The 592-nt window shown below is 44.6% G+C and carries 1 protein-coding gene; it reads left to right on the forward strand.

Going from position 1 to position 592, the window contains the following annotated elements:
* Nucleotides 1–592 (forward strand): phosphopantetheine-binding protein (locus ACP45E_RS22205; protein WP_141707494.1); only part of this gene is annotated, 592 nt, incomplete at both ends.

The following is a 592-nucleotide window of genomic DNA, read 5'->3' on the forward strand; positions in this document are numbered from 1 at the left end:
GCCAGAGCTTAACCCTGAAGATCTTGCTGAGTGTCGCACTCTTGGTGAAATTGTCGATTACATGAATAGCAAACTAGCGACTGTATCTGTTGCTGCACCTCAGATTGCGACTCAGTCAGTTCAGGTAGCATCAACAGATGGACTTAACGCAGCGACTGTTCAAAAGACAATGCTTGAAGTGGTTGCCGATAAAACAGGTTACCCAGCAGAAATGCTAGACCTTGCAATGGATATGGAAGCAGATCTTGGTATCGACTCGATTAAACGAGTAGAAATCCTTGGTACGGTTCAAGATCAACTGCCTAACTTACCAGAGCTAAACCCAGAAGATTTAGCAGAGTGTCGTACACTGGGTGAAATCGTTTCTTATATGAACAGCAAGCTTTCAGCAGTTCCAGTTTCAGCAGTGGCTTCTCCAGCTGAAGTAGCTGTTACTGACGGTTTAAGTGCCGAGACAGTACAGAAAACGATGCTAGAAGTGGTTGCTGAAAAAACTGGCTACCCAACAGAGATGCTTGATCTAGCAATGGATATGGAAGCGGACCTTGGTATTGATTCGATCAAGCGTGTAGAAATTCTAGGTACCGTTCAA

Origin of the sequence: Vibrio genomosp. F10 str. 9ZD137 (genome assembly GCF_049974785.1) — a bacterium.
Taxonomy (GTDB): domain Bacteria; phylum Pseudomonadota; class Gammaproteobacteria; order Enterobacterales; family Vibrionaceae; genus Vibrio.